The organism is Tritonibacter sp. SIMBA_163, assembly GCF_046535935.1.
GTDB lineage: Bacteria > Pseudomonadota > Alphaproteobacteria > Rhodobacterales > Rhodobacteraceae > Epibacterium > Epibacterium scottomollicae.
The window spans coordinates 102,421-119,275 of the sequence record NZ_JAWJBP010000004.1 but is presented as its reverse complement, the minus strand read 5'-3'; the positions used below and the strand labels follow the sequence as shown (position 1 = coordinate 119,275).

The window sequence follows — 16,855 nt, the reverse complement described above, 5'->3', positions numbered from 1 at the left end:
GGTGTACGCAAATCGTTGATAAATCGGACACCCTCAGTCGGCACACTTCTGCGTGAAAGATACGTAACGACAGATAGCACCGAGAGAGCGGCGCGCGCGTCCCCAAAAGAAAAGCCGGGGTGCGCCCCCGGCTTTCTGTTCAGGTCAGCCATACGGCTCAACCGGACATTCAAAATCAATCAAGCAGGCGATTCAGCCTTGTGCTTTCAACTCCAGACGCCGCGCATGCAGCACTGGTTCGGTATAGCCTGAGGGCTGAACACGACCTTTGAACACCAGATCACAGGCGGCCTGAAACGCGACACCGTCGAATCCCGGCGCCATCGCGTGGTAGGTCGGATCAGACGCGTTCTGCCCGTCAACCACGGCGGCCATTTTCTGCATCGCAGCCATCACCTGTTCCTCGGACACAACGCCATGGTGCAGCCAGTTTGCCAGCGCCTGGCTGGAGATCCGGCAGGTGGCGCGGTCTTCCATCAGGCCCACGTCGTTGATGTCCGGCACCTTGGAGCAACCAACGCCCTGATCGACCCAGCGCACGACATAGCCAAGGATGCCTTGCGCATTGTTCTCGATTTCGCGCGCGATCTCGATATCTGACAGGTTCTGGCCGTCCATAACTGGAATAGTCAGCAGATCAGCCAGCGTCCCACGGGCGCCCGCCGCCTTCAGCGCGTCCTGACGGGCATGCACATCGACACGGTGGTAGTGGGTTGCGTGCAGGGTCGCGGCGGTGGGCGATGGCACCCAGGCGCAGGTCGCACCGGACTGCGGATGGCCGACTTTCGCCTCCAGCATCTCGCCCATACGATCCGGCATGGCCCACATGCCCTTGCCGATCTGCGCGCGCCCCTTGAGACCACAGGCCAGCCCGATATCGACATTGCGATCCTCGTAGGAGGCGATCCAGGCGGTGCCCTTCATCTCGCCCTTCATGAGCATCGGGCCGGCCTCCATCGAGGTGTGAATCTCATCCCCCGTGCGGTCAAGGAACCCGGTGTTGATAAAGGCAACACGCGATTTTGCGGCGCGGATACATTCCTTGAGGTTCACCGAGGTGCGGCGCTCCTCGTCCATGATGCCGATCTTGACGGTGTTGCGCGGCAGGCCCAGCGCGTCCTCGACATGATCAAAGATCTTCACCGCAAAGGCGACTTCCTCCGGCCCGTGCATCTTCGGCTTCACCACATAGACAGAGCCATGCAGCGAGTTGCCGCCCTCTGCTTTCAGGTCGTGCATTGCGATCAGCACGGTGATCATGGCGTCAAGGAACCCCTCGCCCGCCTCGCGGCCCTCGCTGTCCAGCACCGCCGGGTTGGTCATCAGGTGGCCCACGTTGCGGACCAGCAGGAGCGAGCGCCCCTTCAGGGACGCCGCCTCGCCTGCGGGAGTTGTGTAGTCCACATCGCCGTTCAGCACGCGGGTAAAGCTCTTGCCGCCCTTGGAGACCTCTTCGGCCAGGTCACGTCTCATCAGGCCAAGCCAGTTGGCATAGGCCGTCACCTTGTCTTCGGCATCAACACAGGCCACGGAATCTTCGCAGTCCATGATCGTGGACAGCGCCGACTCAAGCGTGATGTCATTGATCCCAGCAGTGTCCACAGCGCCGATATTGCCGGAGCGGTCCACTTCAAGGATCAGGTGCAAACCATTGTTTTTCAGGAAAACGCGTGAGGGGGCAGCCGCGTCGCCGGCAAAGCCGGCGAATTTTGCAGCGTCCAGCAGTGCAGGCACCAACTGTCCGTCTTTGACCGCCAGCGCGGCCACGTCACTCCACGATCCCTCGGCCAGCGGGAAAATCTCATCCAGGAAGCTGCGCCCCCAGGCAATCACCCGTGCACCGCGCGCGGCGTCATAGCCTTTGCCGGTCGGCAGATCGCCCATGGCATCAGTGCCATAGAGCGCATCGTACAGGCTGCCCCAACGGGCATTCGCCGCGTTCAGCGCAAAGCGCGCATTGGTGATCGGCACCACCAGTTGAGGGCCGGGAATATGCGCGATCTCGGGATCGACATCGGTGGTGTCCACCTCAAAATCCGCGCCCTCAGGTACCAGATAGCCGATCTCTTCGAGAAAACTCTTGTAGGCCGCCGCGTCATGGGGCTGACCGCGCCGCTCAAGATGCCAGGCGTCGATCTGACCCTGAATGGACTCACGTTTGGCCAGAAGTGCGCGGTTCTCATCGCCCATTCCGTTCACCAGACCGGACAACCCGTCCCAGAACGCGTCGGCGCTGATCCCTGTGCCCGGAAGGGCGCTTTCTTCAACAAAGGCCGCCAGTGTGGAGGCCACCTGAAGTCCATTCCGTTCGATCCGGCTCATAGTTCACCCCTCTTGGCGGTACACGATTGCATGCCGTGTGATACGGGAAAAGTTTCGCATCGGCAACAAAACCGGCAAACTGGAAATGCAAACTCATCTTCTTGTTTTCCAAGAAAGTGCTCAAAATTTCCAGCAACCACCGAGGGACGAGAGCGCGATGCACCGACGAGGGCCGCTGCATCTTTCAACGAACGCACACGTCCAGCCTGCCCTTGTCGATGACGGGCTGCACCTGAACCGCGTGTTCTACATATTCGCGCTCCACCTTAGTCGCTCACACCCACCTGCTCATCCGTCAGCGACGGAACCTCATCGGTGGCCACCTCCTCATCAGACGCGTTGTTGGCGACGGACAGCAGGAAAACCCCAAGCATCACCAATACAACGACGATGGAGACGCGAATGGCAATCAGGCTGGGTTTGTGGCGCTTCTCTTCTTTTTCGATGTTGGTGTCAGGTGCGGACATGTGACCTCCGGGTATATGCGTTTAGGGTATTTCTTGGCGGGAGCGCCTCTCGGCCGGGCACTATTCCCCGTCGACACCGACGGCTTCGGCCTCTCCGGAAACAACAGCGCTGCTATCATCGCCCAGCGTCGCGGCACCCTCCTCACCGAAGTCATAAGCCAGGCCAAAGACGGCAAAGCAGAGCACGAGCAGAACAAGTGCCGCGATCAGCCAATATAGCCCGCGCTTGCGTTCACGGACCTCACGCTGGGTGGTCATTGGTGTATCAGCTTCAGCCATGAGCTTCTCCTTTCATAGCGAGAGCACGAAGGGCGCTTGCCCGCCTGCCCTCTCTTGCATAGGTCTTGGTAGACAAACGCGCGTCCGCCGCGCAGGTTCCAAAATTTCTCGAAGGATGCTTTTATGAACGATGCCGCTCCAGCCACGCAGCCCGAGACCTTTTACCTGAAAGATTACACGCCATTCGGTTTTGACGTGGACAGCGTTGAGCTGATCTTTCGCCTCGCTCCGGACACCACGCGGGTGCTGTCAAAGATCCATTTCACCCCGAAACCAGATGCCGCGGATCGAACATTCTTTCTGCATGGCGAGCAGCTGTCGCTGATCTCCGCCCGCATCGACGGCGCCGAGGTCACGCCCGAGCTTACTGCCAGCGGCCTCACCTGCGATGTGCCGGACCAGCCCTTCGTCTGGGAAGCCGAGGTGGAGATCAACCCACAGGCCAATACCGCGCTCGAAGGGCTCTATATGTCCAACGGCATGTATTGCACCCAATGCGAGGCCGAGGGATTTCGCAAGATCACCTACTACCCCGACCGCCCCGACGTGATGTCCACCTTCAGCGTGCGCATCGAGGGCGACGAAAAGGTGATGCTGTCGAACGGCAACCCGGTGGATACTGGTGGCGGTTTTGCCGAATGGCACGATCCCTGGCCCAAACCGGCCTATCTTTTTGCACTGGTGGCGGGCGATCTGGTCAACCACCCCGACCGCTTCACCACCCGGTCGGGCAAGGAGGTTATGCTCAACATCTGGGTGCGTCCGGGCGATGAGCACAAATGCGATTTCGGCATGGACGCGCTGAAGAAGTCGATGACCTGGGATGAGGAAGTCTATGGCCGCGAATATGACCTCGACGTGTTCAATATCGTCGCCGTAGATGACTTCAACATGGGCGCGATGGAGAACAAGGGCTTGAACATTTTCAACTCTTCCTGCGTCCTCGCCAGCCCTGAGACCTCAACTGATTCCAATTTTGAGAGAATTGAGGCGATTATCGCCCATGAGTATTTTCACAACTGGACCGGCAACCGGATCACCTGCCGCGACTGGTTCCAGCTCTGCCTCAAAGAGGGTCTGACGGTTTATCGCGACGCGCAGTTCACCGCCGACATGCGCTCCGCCCCGGTGAAGCGGATCGAGGATACCATCGACCTGCGCGCCCGTCAGTTCCCCGAGGACAACGGCCCCCTCGCCCACCCGGTGCGGCCCGAGTCCTTTCAGGAGATCAACAACTTCTACACCGCCACCGTCTACGAGAAGGGCGCCGAGGTGATCGGCATGCTGAAACGACTGGTTGGCGATGCGGCCTACTACACCGCGGTGGATCTCTACTTCGACCGTCACGACGGTCAGGCCTGCACCATCGAGGACTGGATCAAGGTCTTCGAGGACAGCACCGGCCACGATCTGCAGCAGTTCAAAAACTGGTACAGCCAGGCCGGCACCCCGCGCCTCCACGTCTCGGAGACATTCGCCGATGGCACCTACACGCTGACCTTCCGCCAGAGCACCCCGCCGACGCCGGGTCAGGACCACAAGGATCCCAAGGTGATCCCCATCGCCGTTGGCCTGCTGAGCGCCGAGGGCGCGGAGCTGGTCCCGACCACGGTGCTGGAGATGACGCAGGCGGAGCAGAGTTTCTCCTTTGAGGGGCTCGACGCCCAGCCGGTGCCGTCGATCTTGCGTGACTTCTCCGCGCCGGTGATCCTTGACCGCGAAACCTCGGCGCAGGAACGTGCCTTCTTGCTGGCCCATGACACCGACCCCTTCACCCGCTGGGAAGCGGGGCGCGAACTGGCCAAGGCCTCGCGCATCGCCATGGTAAAGGACGGCGCCAGCCCGGATGCAGCCTATCTGGAAGCGCTGAAAACGCTGGTCCGCGACGACACGCTTGATCCGGCCTTCCGCGCCCTCGTGCTATCCCCGCCCAGCGAGAGCGAGATTACCCAGGCGCTGGCGGATCAGGGCGTCACCCCGGACCCGGATGCGATCCACGACGCGGCAGAAACCTTCGCCCAGACCCTGGCGCAAAGCCTCTCCGACAGCCTGCCGCGCCTGTTTGCCGCCACATTGGTCGACGGCCCCTATCAGCCCGATGCCACCGGCGCCGGTTCGCGCGCCCTCAACGGTCGCCTGCTCGGCCTCTTGACCCGCATCGACGGCGGCGAAGCGGCGGCGCGGCAATACGAAGAGGCCGACAACATGACGGTGCAGAACACCGCGCTGGCCTGCCTGTTGAAGGCCGAGAAGGGCGAGAGCCAAAGCCGCGCCTTCTTCGAACAATGGCAAGACGACCGGCTGGTGATGGACAAGTGGTTTGCCCTGCAGGTCGCCACGGCCCGTCCCGAACGCGCGCCCACTGTGGCGGCGGAACTGACCAAGCACCGGCTGTTTACCATCAAGAACCCCAACCGGTTCCGCGCGGTGATGGGGGCGCTGTCGATGAACCACGCAGGCTTCCATCAGGCGGATGGCAGCGGCTATCGCCTGCTGGCCGATCAGTTGATCGCACTGGATGCGCTGAACCCGCAGACCACCGCGCGCATGTGCACCGCCTTCCAGACCTGGAAGCGCTATGATGACGCCCGGCAAGCCTTGATGCTGGCCGAGCTGGAGCGCATCAAATCGACTTCGGGCCTCAGCCGCGACACCAATGAGATGGTGAGCCGCATCCTCGATGCCTGATCCCGGCGCCCCCGGCGCGTTCCGTTTCACACGGGACGCGCGCTCTGTCGCCGCCCTGCTCGTGCTGGCCGCCTGGCTCTGTGCGCTCATCGCACTCTGGGCGGTATTTCAGGCGCGCGGTTGGATCGTGGTACTGCTGGCCCTGCCGGTGCTGCCCGCCCTGTGGGAGCTGTGGCGCAACCCTGCCGCCTGGCTGGAACTGACGGATGACCACCTGCGCTGGCAAGCCGCGCGCAGCACCGCCGACATTGCGCTGCACGAGATCGACCATGTGATGCTGGTCACCCGCTGGGATTTCTCCATCCGGGCCACCGTGCATACCAAGATCGGCACCCATCACCGCATTCCGGCCGAAGTCACGCCAAAGGCGCAGGCGCTGGAAGAAGCGCTGGCCAAACGGTCTATCGTCGTTAAAAGACAGCATTTTACTGTTCTCTGAGCTGCATCAATCAGCCGAATTTCGCGCAGTTCTCGCTCGCATTCGGCAGAATGCCGCGCTTTTGCCGCCATTCCTCGGCGACCTGTCGAAATTCATCCGCCGAACACCCTTTCATTGCCATGATTGCGCCCCAAACCTTGCCGACACTCGGAGACAGACCAAAGACTGCTGAACAACTCCGGGACCACCTGATGCCACTCTCTGCTCTTCCGGCAAAAGACGGCTTGAAGAAGGCGCTGCGCCTGATCTCCAACCACGTACCGCCGCTGCGGTCGTCCGGCGGGCTATCCCTGCCGCGCTCCATGCCGCTGTCCCGCAAGGGCGATGCTGCGCCGGATCATGCCGCCCCCCTCAGCCTGGAGGACGTGCTGTCGATCCCGGTGCTTGCCACCAATGCCGAGGACGAGGCCGCCGATGCCGCCATCGCCGAAGGCCGGTTCTTCGCCCGACAGGAGCGCTGGGAGGCGCTGGAACAGCGCATCGCCGCCGCCGATGCCGCGCGCGAGGCGACCCCCGGCGGAGCGCCCATGGCGGACCTCATCGCCTATGGCGCCCGCGCCGATGTGGTGAATGCTGTTGAGCACGCGCTGAACGAAGGTCTGGCCCTGACAGAACGGGTCACGCTGGATGGTATCATGTCGCTGGAACGAGTCCGGCTGGAGCAGGCCCGCGCGCCGCTGTTGTCGACGATGGTGGCGCTGACGCATCTGGACATTGCCTGGGCCTGCCGCCGCACCCTCGCCCGCAAGCCGCACCACCGGGCACGGGCCTCGTTGACCAGCCGCGCCGAGGCTCATCAGAGCCGCGCCAGCGCGCTCCTGTCGCAAGTACCAGATGCCGCGCGCCCCTTCGTGGCCGCCGCGCGCTGCGCGCTCTATTGCGCTGACACCGGCTCCGACCTGAGCCAGATCGCTGATGATTATATCGGTCTGATTCGTCTCGATCCGCTCAATCCGCGCCACCTGCGCGCCTTGGGCACCCATCTGGCCGAACAGGGCCCAAGCGGCCTTTCGGCGCTGGAGCTGGAGGCCCGCCGTGTCGCGGCCCAGGTGCAGGACCATTGGGGGGCGGCCGGTTACACGTGGGTCTATTTCGACGCGCTGGCCCGCTCCGACGCGGCCTGTCTCGGGGTGGATGTGGCCTTCTTTCTGGACGGCGTGGCCGATATCGTGGCCCGCGCCCCCAGTCAGGAGCGCATCAACCTGCTGTCGGCCTATTGCAGCATTGCGCTGAAACCCGGACAGGACACCCCGCCAGCAGCCGCACAGGTGCGTGCCGAGATCGCCGAGGCCGCCCATTGGCTGATCCGCAATCACCTGCGCGAGCTGCATCCGATGATCTGGGCTCATGCGGCGGCGGGGTTCGACAATGATGCCCAGGTGCGCTCGGTCCGGCAATTTGCCGAGCGGGGCCGCAAGGATGCCCTGCGCGCCATTGCCGATCTGTTCCGGGACGAGATCGAGGCTGGCCACCGGGTGGTGTTCACCCCCGATGGACCAGAGGTGATGGCGGGCTAAAAGGCCGAGGCCTTGCCCCCTCAGCTCCGGGATTTTCAGCAGAATGTAAAAGAGGGGGCGCCGGGCCCCCTCTGTCGTTTCATTTCTTCTTGAACGCATCCATCAGGGCCGCGCCCAGCGCCCCGGTGTCATTGCCCGGCTTGCTGCCCTTTGGTGCCGCGGACATCTTGCCCCGTGGCGCCTGCGCACCGCGCCCCCTGGGGCTGCCCTTGCTGTCGCCTTTGGCCGGGCCACGGGCGTTGCGCTCATCCCGTGCCGAGGCACCGCCGTCCTTCTTCATGGTCAGGCCAATGCGCTTTCTGGGCACATCCACCTCGACCACGGTGACCTTCACCACCTGACCGGTCTTGACCACCTCATGCGGATCCTTGACGAATTTATCCGCCAGCTGGCTGACATGCACCAACCCGTCCTGATGCACGCCGACGTCGACAAAGGCCCCGAAGGCCGCGACATTGGTCACCGTGCCTTCCAGCACCATGCCGGGTTTGAGGTCGGTGATCTGCTCGACCCCATCCGTGAAGCTTGCTGTCACGAAACTCGGACGCGGGTCGCGGCCCGGTTTTTCCAGCTCGGCAAAGATATCGCGCACCGTCGGCAGCCCGACATCCCCGGCGACGAACTCTTCTGCCCGCACGCCCTTGAGGGCGCTGTCATCGCCCATGATCTGGCGGATGTCACGCCCGCAGGCGGCGACGATCTTGCGCGCCACGTCATAGCTTTCGGGGTGCACTGCGGAGGCGTCCAGCGGCTCCTTGCCGCTCTGGATACGCAGGAACCCGGCGCATTGCTCAAACGCCTTCGGACCGAGGCGGGCGACTTTCAGCAGCTCCTTACGGGTGGCAAAGGCCCCGTTGATGTCGCGATGGGCCACAATGGCTTCAGCCAGACCGGGGCCGAGGCCCGAGACATGCGCCAAGAGCGGCGCCGAGGCCATGTTGAGGTCGACGCCCACCGCGTTCACCACATCCTCGATGACTGCCTCCAGCGATTTGGAGAGTTTGTGCTGGTCCACATCGTGCTGGTATTGCCCCACGCCGATGCTCTTGGGTTCGATCTTGACCAGTTCCGCCAGCGGATCCTGCAGGCGGCGGGCGATCGACACCGCCCCGCGCAAGCTGACGTCCAGATCCGGGAACTCCCGCGCCGCCAGCTCGGAGGCCGAATAGACCGAGGCCCCCGCTTCGGAGACCACCACCTTCGTCGGGGTCTTCACCTTTGCGGGCAGGTTCTTGATGACCTCCGCCACCATGCGCTCGGTCTCGCGGCTGGCGGTGCCATTGCCGATGGCGATCAGCTCGACGCCATGTTCCGCAATCAGCTTCAGGATGGAGACCTGCGCCCCGCGCAGATCGTTCTTCGGCTGAAACGGGTACAGGGTCTCGGTGGCCACCACCTTGCCGGTGGCGTCAACCACCGCCGCCTTGACGCCGGTGCGAATGCCCGGGTCCAGCCCGAGAGTCGGTCGCGCACCGGCCGGCGCGGCAAACAGCAGATCCTTGAGGTTACGGGCAAAAACCTGGATCGCCTCGTCCTGTGCGCGGCCCCGCAGATCGCCCATCAGCTCCAGCATCATCGACAGCGACAGCTTCACCCGCCAGCACCAGCCCGCCACCTTGCGCAGCCATTTGTCACCCGGTGCACTGCCGCGCACATCCAGGACGGCGGCGACCATTTCCTCGGCGCGGGTCACGCCCTCTTCGCCCGGCGGAGCGATATCCAGCGTCAGCACGCCTTCATTCGATCCCCGCAGCATTGCCAGCGCCCGGTGCGAGGGCACGTTTTTCCAAGCCTCGGAATGATCGAAATAGTCGGAGAATTTCGCCCCCGCCTGCTCTTGGCCCTCGACCAGCTTGGCGGTCAGCACCGCCTCGCTTTGCATATACCCACGCAGGCGGCCCAGCAGATCGGCGTTTTCCGTCAAGCGCTCGGTCAGGATGTCACGCGCACCGTTCAGCGCGTCCTTGATGCCCGGCACCGCCTCTGACAGGTAGCCCGCCGCGAGCGCTTCGGGATCGGCGTTGCGATCCGCAAGAATGGCCTCCAACAGCGGCTCCAGCCCGTTTTCCCGCGCGATCATCGCCTTGGTACGACGCTTGGGCTTATAGGGCAGATAGATGTCTTCCAACTGCGCCTTGGTCTCCGCCTTGGTGATGGCGCGCGCCAGATCATCACTCAGCTTGTCCTGCGACCGGATCGACTCGAGGATCGCCGCGCGGCGCTTTTCCATCTCGCGCAGATAGTCCAGTCGTTCATTCAGCGTCCGCAGCTGGGTGTCATCCAACCCGCCCGTGGCTTCCTTGCGGTAGCGCGCAACGAAGGGCACGGTCGCCCCTTCGTCCAGCAGCGCCACCGCGGCGCTGACTTGTTTGGCGCTGGCGTTGATCTCGCCTGCAATCGTCTGGGCAATGCGCACATGGGTCTCGGGCGTGGTGTCCAAGGAACGGCCTCCTGTCAGAATTCTCGCGGCACGACGACGCGCCGGGACATCCGTCATACCGACGCGCGCGACGCCCGCCAAGAGGGCATTGCACCACCGGCGGCCCCTCGCAGGCCACAGTGGACGACGGTTTGGGCCATTGCCCCCTTGCCCCTCTGCCCGCGCCCGCCTAGAACGCGAGGGAACAGATGGATCAATCAAAAAAGGGCTGCACATGCTCGACCTGACATATGAACTCCCCAAGCCCAAGGTGATCGCGGGCGCCAAGCATGACTGGGAACTGGTCATCGGCATGGAGGTGCATGCCCAGGTCAGCTCCAATGCGAAGCTGTTTTCCGGTGCCTCCACCCAGTTTGGCGCCGAGCCGAACTCCAACGTCGCCTTTGTGGATGCGGCCATGCCCGGCATGCTGCCCGTCATCAACGACTACTGCGTCGAACAGGCCGTGCGCACCGGGTTGGGCCTGAAGGCCGAGATCAACCTCTGGTCCGCCTTTGACCGCAAGAACTACTTCTACCCCGATCTGCCGCAGGGCTATCAGATCTCGCAGCTCTATCATCCTATCGTGGGTGAAGGCGAAGTGCTGGTGGAACTGGGCGACGGCACCGCGCGCATGGTGCGGATTGAACGCATCCACATGGAACAGGACGCGGGCAAGTCGATCCACGACATGGACCCGTCGATGTCCTTTGTGGACCTGAACCGTACCGGCGTCTGCCTGATGGAGATCGTCTCGCGCCCCGACATTCGTGGCCCGGAAGAGGCCGCCGCCTATATCGTCAAGCTGCGCCAGATCCTGCGCTACTTGGGCACCTGCGACGGCAACATGCAGAACGGCAACCTGCGCGCCGATGTGAACGTCTCCATCTGCCGCGCCGGTCAGTATGAGAAATATCAGGAAACGCAGGATTTCTCCCATCTCGGCACCCGCTGCGAGATCAAGAACATGAACTCCATGCGCTTCATCCAGCAGGCGATCGAGGTCGAGGCCCGCCGGCAAATCGCCATCGTCGAAGGTGGCGGCACTGTGGATCAGGAAACCCGCCTCTACGATCCCGACAAGGGCGAAACGCGTTCCATGCGCTCCAAGGAAGAGGCGCATGACTACCGCTACTTCCCCGACCCCGACCTGCTGCCGCTGGAGATCGAACAGGATTGGGTGGACGGTATCAAAGCCAACCTGCCCGAGCTGCCGGACGAAAAGAAAGCGCGTTTCATCAAGGACTTCGGCCTCACTGACTACGATGCCTCGGTGCTGACCGCAGACCTGGAGAGCGCCAATTATTTCGACGCCGTGGCCGAGGGACGCAGCGGCAAGCTCTCTGCAAACTGGGTTATCAACGAACTCTTCGGTCGCCTGAAGAAGGATGACAAGGACATCACCGACAGCCCGGTCTCCCCGGCGCAACTCGGTGGTGTGATCGACCTCATCGCCTCGGACGCCATATCCGGCAAGATCGCCAAGGATCTGTTCGAGATCGTCTATACCGAAGGCGGCGACCCGGCGCAGATCGTCGAAGAGCGCGGCATGAAGCAGGTGACGGATACCGGCGCCATCGAGTCCGCCCTGGACGAGATCATCGCCGCCAACCCCGCACAGGTGGAGAAGGCGAAACAGAACCCGAAACTCGCAGGCTGGTTCGTCGGTCAGGTGATGAAAGCCACCGGTGGCAAGGCCAACCCCAAGGCGGTGAACGAGCTGGTTGCCAAGAAACTGGGCTGAGGCTTAGACGTTCCAAGTTAAACGAGGGCGGCCCATGGGTCGCCCTTTTGCGCTCTAGAGCATAGGGCAGCGCTCGCCCGAGGTGGGGGCAAAGCCCCCGCCTGGGGGGCGGGCGGGGGCTGCCCGGCCTATCGTCCGGGCGAACTCAACCAATCAAGCGCCCATTGCACCAGACCTTCGATCCCGTCTTTAAGTTTCTTTTTCGCAACGCCCGATATCACCTGTCCGACAGCCATACGCGGGGCCGCAGATTGCTCCCAATACAGTCGAAGAGACACCGCAACCTGCGCCATCCGGTAGTCGATATCTCTGCGAATCTGGCTCTTGATCGCGGAATTTCGCGCAATAAACTCCCGCTGGATCATACCGTCGAGATCATCCAACAGTTTTTCAAAAACAGCAATCGCTTCCGGCGCCATGGGAACACGATTACCCGCTGTGTCCTCCTTGATCTGCGCCAATCCGCGCCGGAGATCTTCCATCAGATCCGCAAGCCGTGTCTCGTCCGATGATCGAATATCACGCAGAGCACCAAAGCGCAGCAAAGTGGCCGAGAAATGACTGTGGATCAGGTCCAGCAGGTTTTGCACCGTCCGCTGAAACGGGATGCTCAGCGGGCCAAGCTCCGCTACAGTTTCCGAACTCCGCGCGTAGCCCTGTAAAATTTCCCCACAATCAATAATCCAGCCCACATTGAGTTGGTTGAGCTGCCGTGCCTTGGAGGTCTCCGTCAGCACCTCTTCAAAATAGGTCAGGATGCCGCCTGCTCCTTGAAGGGACCGCCCCTCCCGGTCAACTGCGCGCATAAATGTCTCGATTTCATGCCTTTGTTGGTCCATGCCAGCCACGAAATCCGAAACCGCGTCGGGATCTTTGAGATGCTTCAGGTCCTCTGCGAAGGGCAGCAGCTCCATCAAGTGACGGATGTCGTTGAAACCGAATTGCCCCAGCGCAGCACGCAGCAATGTGGTTGCCTCGCCCTGCGTCTCAGTTGAAACACGATAGCTGTGCTTTTCCTCAAGCTTTTCAATCACCCCCGCCAAATGCTCCGCCCCCTTGTCCCAATCCTCGGGCGCAATCAGGGCGATGTCCTGCATCAACTGCCAATGGCTATGCCAATCGCTGGTCAGGGGGCGGCCCGCAAGGATGGCCTCATACCAGCTAATCCAGAAACTGTAGCCAAAGTTATCCTGCATCGAAGCACGACCCAAAGACCAAACTTTTTGTAGTTGCTTAGGTACCGATCCTTCGGGCCACAATGGATGGTGCAGAATGTTCTCACGTGCCAAAGTCGCCTCAAGATCGGACCTCAACGCTATCCAAGAGGCGGAGTAAGCGTTGGCAAGATCTGCGGCGTCGGCGGTTAAGTCCATTGCACGAACGGCACGCACTACACTCTCATTTGAGAACGCTGTGGCTGCAGCGTCAAAAGCGGCGGCAGAAACTGCCTTGCGGGCCGTCGCATATGCTGCAACGTCCGAGCCTTTTGGGGGAAGCTTAACTTTAACGGCGCTTTCGGCAGCGCGAGAAGCATCTCTAGCGATCCGTGCAGCTTCTTTGATTTCCGGTATCTGAAATTCACTCGCAACCACAGAGACCAAGAGGGTCCGCACCAATGGCAAGAAATCGGTGCTACTCTGCAACATCGCCCAAATGGGGAATACCCGCAGCACCGCGCGGGAAGCGATGATGGCTGCAGTCTCTGTCCGCTCGTTCTCCGGCAGCGCCTCAAGCCACGCCGCAAAACTCTCGCGATCCCTAACCGCTTCAACCTGAACCATTGCCTGCCCAAACCGTCCGCATCCAATCCCTCCACCCTGCCCCGGCGCGTGCCGCACGGCAAGGGCGCTTGACCTCTCCGCGCCCCTCCGCGATCTTGCCGCCAACAGCAGGAGCCACCCCGATGTCCAACGCCTTCAACGCCGTCCTCGAATCCCGCCTGACCCGCTACGCCGCCATCGACAGCCAGAGCGACGAAAACTCCCCCACCGCGCCCAGCACCGAAATCCAGTTCGACATGCTGCACCTCCTGCGCGACGAGCTGACCGCGATAGGCGCGCAGGACGTCACACTCACCGGCTACGGCGCTGTGCTCGCCACCATACCCGGCACAACGGACGCCCCCACCGTGGGTTTCCTCGCCCATGTAGACACCGCACCGCAGTTTAACGCGACCGGCGTCAAACCCCGCGTCATCAAAGGCTACAACGGCGGCGACATCAGCTTTCCGGACGACCCTGACCTGGTGCTCTCCCCCGCCGACCACCCCTATCTGGCCGAAAAGATCGGCCACGACCTGATCACCGCCTCCGGCACCACGCTGCTGGGTGCAGATGACAAGGCCGGCGTCGCCGTAATCATGACCATGGCCGAACATCTGCTGCAAAACCCCGATGCCCCCCGCCCGCCGATCCGCATCGCCTTCACCCCGGATGAGGAAATCGGCCGTGGCGTGCAGCCACAGCTGGAACAGGACCTGGCGGCAGATTTTGCCTATACGCTTGACGGTGGCAGAGTGGGCGAGATCGAATATGAAAGCTTTTCTGCCGACCGCGCTGTGGTGAAAATCACCGGCGTGTCGATCCATCCGGGCTTTGCCAAGGAGAAGATGGTGAACGCCATCCACCTCGCCTCAAAGATCGTTCAGACCCTGCCGCAGGCCACCATGACGCCGGAAACCACCGATGCGCGCGACGGCTTCATCCACGCCACCGACATGCTGGGCGGTTCCTCCGAGATGGAGATCCGCTTCATCCTGCGCGACTTCGAACGTGACGGGCTGGAGGCCAAGGGCGCGCTGCTGCGTCAGGTCTGTGCCGCGGTCGCCGCCACCGAACCGCGGGCCGAGATCACCTGCGAGATCACGCCGCAATACCGCAACATGCGCTATTGGCTGGAACAGGACATGACCCCGGTGGAGCTGGCCCGCGACGCCTGCCGCGATCTCGGGCTGGAGCCGGTCTCGGTGCCGATCCGCGGTGGCACCGACGGCTCCCGCCTGACCGAATTCGGCACACCTACGCCGAATGTCTTTACCGGCATGCAATGCATTCATGGCCCCTTGGAGTGGATCTCGGTTCAGGATATGTCGCTGGCGACGCAGATGTGCCTGAAGCTGGCAGCCCGTGCCGCCGCCACGCAAAAGTGACATCTGCCTTTGATCTTCTTTCTCTCTGCCCCGCAATGCTGCTAGATTGCAGGCGTGGGCCGCACAGGAACAATTGATGCAGAACTACGAGTACAAGGTCGTCCCCGCCCCCAACCGTGGCAAGAAGGCGCGCGGCGTGAAAACGCCAGAGGCCCGCTTTGCCAATGGAATTGAGGGCGTGCTGAACGAAATGGCGGCAGAGGGCTGGGAGTACCAGCGCGCCGAAATGCTGCCCAGCGAGGAACGCTCCGGGCTGACCGGCACCAAGACCACCTGGCGTAACCTGTTGGTGTTCCGCCGGGCGCTGTCCGCCGCGAGCCATACGTCTCCAACGCTTGCGACCACAGAGCCGACGCCCGCGACCGCGGCACAGCCCGTTGTCGCCGCAACCACACCCTCCGAAGCCGCGGCCCCCGAGCCGAATGCAGAACTGATCGCGGAAACCGAGCGCGTCGCTGCGCCATCCGCCCAGCCGGCAGCCGCGCCAGCGCCGCTGACCGCCATTGCCGGCGACCCAGAGGCCCCGCCAGAAGCGATTCCCGTGCCGGGACCCGGTGCCCGACGCATGGTCTCCGATGATGGGGTGGAAGAATTGAGCCCGGTCTCCGGCCTCACCGCCGCGCTGAAGGCACGGGCCAGTCGGGGCAAACCGGACGAGTGAGGCTCCTCGCTTCAGTGGTCTGATCTCTGTGCCCCGGTCACCATGCGGTGGCCGGGGACGCTTTGATCGTGTCGATGTCAGGACCGTCAGGACCCGATATCCAGGGCCAGCGCATGAATGCGTGGTACAATGTCGCCCATAGCCTTGTGCACCGCGCGATGCTGCGCGACGCGGCTCATGCCCTCGAAGGCCGCGGACCTGATTTTGACATTGAAATGGCTTTCCCCCTTGCCGTCATGCCCTGCGTGACCCACATGACTGTCACTGTCATCTTCGACCGCCAGCTCTCTGGGGTCAAAGGCGGCTCGCAGGCTCGTTTCGATCTCGTCTCTTACGCTCATGTCTGCGTCACTCCGTCTGTAGTTCATAAAACTGTGCCCGCCCCCCTTTTATCTCTCGACCGTTAGACTAAACTGCTGCCTCCGAGTCGAACAGATGCGTCTAGAAGGTGCTCCCGCATGACCAAATCCGATCCCTTTGGATTCGATATGTCGATCCGCTCCGCGAAGAAGAAAAATCCGCGGGGGCGGCGCAGCATGTCTGGCGCCTCCGAAACCTCCGTGCGTCTCTGCGATCATGAGGGGTGCGAGGAAGCCGGCAAGTTCCGCGCCCCCAAGGCCCCCGATGTTCTCGACGATTTCTTCTGGTTCTGCCAGCAGCATGTGCGCGAGTACAACCAGAAATGGAATTTCTTCGAAGGCACCACCGAGGCCGAGCTGAACGCACAGGCCTCCAAGGACAAGGTGTGGGAACGCACCACCAAGCCGCTGGGCGATCCCGAAGCGCGTGCCTGGGCCCGCCTCGGCATCGAGGACCCGCATCAGGTGCTCGGCGCAAACGCGACACAGAACCCCGGCAAGAACGGCCAGGCCGCAGGCCGCCGCCTGCCGCCGCCCGAACGCCGCGCGCTGGAGATCCTCGAGGCCAAGGATGACTGGACAAAGGCCGAGATTCGCAAGGCCTACAAGAAGCTCATCAAGGTGCTGCACCCGGACATGAACGGCGGCGACCGCAGCCAGGAAGAACAGCTGCAGGAGGTCATGTGGGCTTGGGATCAGGTCAAGGACAGTCGCAGCTTCAAGTAGGCTACGCGCCGCGCCCTCCCCGCGCTGCGCCCTGCCGGTGCCACACCCGATTGCCCAGACCGCCCGGCGCCCCCCAGCGTCCGGGC

At 62.7% G+C, this 16,855-nt stretch carries 13 protein-coding genes; 7 read left to right on the top strand and 6 right to left on the bottom strand.

All coding sequences use genetic code 11. The features are described from left to right. Positions 1-192: 192 nt before the first annotated feature. The 3 genes from R0J92_RS09435 to R0J92_RS09425 all read right to left on the bottom strand — a co-directional run bounded on the left by R0J92_RS09435 (position 193) and on the right by R0J92_RS09425 (position 3,068). Positions 193-2,322 (bottom strand): malate synthase G, encoded by a 2,130-nt coding sequence (locus R0J92_RS09435; RefSeq protein ID WP_411051492.1) that lies wholly within the window; start codon positions 2,320-2,322, stop codon positions 193-195. Positions 2,323-2,588: 266 nt separating this feature from the next. After that, complete coding sequence (locus tag R0J92_RS09430) at positions 2,589-2,789, bottom strand: hypothetical protein (protein WP_106163341.1); 201 nt, start codon at positions 2,787-2,789, stop codon at positions 2,589-2,591. A gap of 60 nt (positions 2,790-2,849) precedes the next feature. After that, complete coding sequence (locus tag R0J92_RS09425; protein ID WP_411051491.1) at positions 2,850-3,068, bottom strand: hypothetical protein; 219 nt, start codon at positions 3,066-3,068, stop codon at positions 2,850-2,852. A 123-nt stretch (positions 3,069-3,191) separates the two neighbouring features. Here R0J92_RS09425 and pepN point away from each other — a divergent pair, with 123 nt between their 5' ends. The 3 genes from pepN (at position 3,192) to R0J92_RS09410 (ending at position 7,712) form a co-directional block, all read left to right on the top strand. Then, the gene (gene pepN, locus R0J92_RS09420; protein ID WP_411051490.1) at positions 3,192-5,756 is read left to right on the top strand and encodes an aminopeptidase N; all 2,565 of its coding nucleotides are present in this window, start codon (positions 3,192-3,194) and stop codon (positions 5,754-5,756) included. Continuing rightward, entirely contained in the window at positions 5,749-6,195 is a 447-nt protein-coding gene (locus R0J92_RS09415) for a hypothetical protein (RefSeq protein ID WP_411051489.1), read from the top strand. The genes pepN and R0J92_RS09415 overlap by 8 nt, the downstream gene beginning before the upstream one ends. Before the next feature lie 191 nt (positions 6,196-6,386). Next, on the top strand, positions 6,387-7,712 hold the full coding sequence (locus R0J92_RS09410) for a hypothetical protein (RefSeq protein ID WP_411051488.1): 1,326 nt from the start codon (positions 6,387-6,389) through the stop codon (positions 7,710-7,712). 79 nt (positions 7,713-7,791) lie between these two features. Here the strand turns inward: R0J92_RS09410 and R0J92_RS09405 are convergent, their stop codons facing one another. Then, positions 7,792-10,209, bottom strand: a complete 2,418-nt coding sequence (locus tag R0J92_RS09405) for a Tex family protein (RefSeq protein WP_411051487.1) — start codon at positions 10,207-10,209, stop codon at positions 7,792-7,794. 157 nt (positions 10,210-10,366) lie between these two features. Here R0J92_RS09405 and gatB point away from each other — a divergent pair, with 157 nt between their 5' ends. Then, positions 10,367-11,875, top strand: a complete 1,509-nt coding sequence (gatB, locus tag R0J92_RS09400) for an Asp-tRNA(Asn)/Glu-tRNA(Gln) amidotransferase subunit GatB (RefSeq protein WP_411051486.1) — start codon at positions 10,367-10,369, stop codon at positions 11,873-11,875. A 128-nt stretch (positions 11,876-12,003) separates the two neighbouring features. On the opposite strand, the gene R0J92_RS09395 is transcribed toward gatB, so the two are convergent. Continuing rightward, positions 12,004-13,656: a hypothetical protein gene (locus R0J92_RS09395; protein ID WP_411051485.1), complete on the bottom strand. Its 1,653-nt coding sequence runs from the start codon at positions 13,654-13,656 to the stop codon at positions 12,004-12,006. A 122-nt stretch (positions 13,657-13,778) separates the two neighbouring features. Here R0J92_RS09395 and pepT point away from each other — a divergent pair, with 122 nt between their 5' ends. Together pepT and R0J92_RS09385 are read left to right on the top strand one after the other, a co-directional pair. Beyond that, on the top strand, positions 13,779-15,023 hold the full coding sequence (gene pepT / locus R0J92_RS09390) for a peptidase T (protein WP_411051484.1): 1,245 nt from the start codon (positions 13,779-13,781) through the stop codon (positions 15,021-15,023). A gap of 76 nt (positions 15,024-15,099) precedes the next feature. Next, the gene (locus tag R0J92_RS09385) at positions 15,100-15,684 is read left to right on the top strand and encodes a DUF4177 domain-containing protein (RefSeq protein WP_411051483.1); all 585 of its coding nucleotides are present in this window, start codon (positions 15,100-15,102) and stop codon (positions 15,682-15,684) included. An 86-nt stretch (positions 15,685-15,770) separates the two neighbouring features. Here the strand turns inward: R0J92_RS09385 and R0J92_RS09380 are convergent, their stop codons facing one another. Further along, positions 15,771-16,025 carry a BolA family protein gene (locus R0J92_RS09380; protein ID WP_411051482.1) on the bottom strand — a complete coding sequence of 85 codons (255 nt, stop codon included), beginning with the start codon at positions 16,023-16,025 and terminating at the stop codon, positions 15,771-15,773. Between the two features lie 117 nt (positions 16,026-16,142). Here R0J92_RS09380 and R0J92_RS09375 point away from each other — a divergent pair, with 117 nt between their 5' ends. Continuing rightward, positions 16,143-16,769, top strand: a complete 627-nt coding sequence (locus R0J92_RS09375) for a DnaJ domain-containing protein (RefSeq protein WP_106163332.1) — start codon at positions 16,143-16,145, stop codon at positions 16,767-16,769. Positions 16,770-16,855 lie beyond the last annotated feature (86 nt).

Coding starts and splice junctions, on each gene's coding strand:
- R0J92_RS09435 (WP_411051492.1), bottom strand. CDS start 2,322: ATGAGCCGGATCGAACGGAATGGACTTCAGGTGGCCTCCACACTGGCG.
- R0J92_RS09430 (WP_106163341.1), bottom strand. CDS start 2,789: ATGTCCGCACCTGACACCAACATCGAAAAAGAAGAGAAGCGCCACAAA.
- R0J92_RS09425 (WP_411051491.1), bottom strand. CDS start 3,068: ATGGCTGAAGCTGATACACCAATGACCACCCAGCGTGAGGTCCGTGAA.
- pepN (WP_411051490.1), top strand. CDS start 3,192: ATGAACGATGCCGCTCCAGCCACGCAGCCCGAGACCTTTTACCTGAAA.
- R0J92_RS09415 (WP_411051489.1), top strand. CDS start 5,749: ATGCCTGATCCCGGCGCCCCCGGCGCGTTCCGTTTCACACGGGACGCG.
- R0J92_RS09410 (WP_411051488.1), top strand. CDS start 6,387: ATGCCACTCTCTGCTCTTCCGGCAAAAGACGGCTTGAAGAAGGCGCTG.
- R0J92_RS09405 (WP_411051487.1), bottom strand. CDS start 10,209: ATGACGGATGTCCCGGCGCGTCGTCGTGCCGCGAGAATTCTGACAGGA.
- gatB (WP_411051486.1), top strand. CDS start 10,367: ATGCTCGACCTGACATATGAACTCCCCAAGCCCAAGGTGATCGCGGGC.
- R0J92_RS09395 (WP_411051485.1), bottom strand. CDS start 13,656: ATGGTTCAGGTTGAAGCGGTTAGGGATCGCGAGAGTTTTGCGGCGTGG.
- pepT (WP_411051484.1), top strand. CDS start 13,779: ATGTCCAACGCCTTCAACGCCGTCCTCGAATCCCGCCTGACCCGCTAC.
- R0J92_RS09385 (WP_411051483.1), top strand. CDS start 15,100: ATGCAGAACTACGAGTACAAGGTCGTCCCCGCCCCCAACCGTGGCAAG.
- R0J92_RS09380 (WP_411051482.1), bottom strand. CDS start 16,025: ATGAGCGTAAGAGACGAGATCGAAACGAGCCTGCGAGCCGCCTTTGAC.
- R0J92_RS09375 (WP_106163332.1), top strand. CDS start 16,143: ATGACCAAATCCGATCCCTTTGGATTCGATATGTCGATCCGCTCCGCG.